The sequence below is a fragment of the Moritella sp. F3 genome (assembly GCF_015082335.1).
GTDB lineage: Bacteria > Pseudomonadota > Gammaproteobacteria > Enterobacterales > Moritellaceae > Moritella.
On sequence record NZ_BLRL01000166.1, the window covers coordinates 1 to 235 of the forward strand.

Annotated in this window: 1 tRNA gene; it reads right to left on the reverse strand. The window is 43.8% G+C overall.

The window, feature by feature from the left end:
* Positions 1-159: 159 nt before the first annotated feature.
* Positions 160-234 (reverse strand) — tRNA-Gln (locus tag JFU56_RS22770).
* Position 235 lies beyond the last annotated feature (1 nt).

Here is a 235-nt window from a genome sequence, read left to right on the forward strand (position 1 = left end):
ACTCTCACACCTTGCGATACTAGAACCTAAATCTAGCGCGTCTACCAATTCCGCCACTTCCGCACAATATTCTTTATCATCACAAGGTTGGTAGTATTGAATGGTTAGAGTTCAATAAACCTTGTAATGTTAACACTGACCGAAGTCTGTGTTGGTATATGGCAGGGATATGAGGATTTGAACCTCAGAATCCCGAGATCAAAACCCGGTGCCTTACCGCTTGGCGATATCCCTA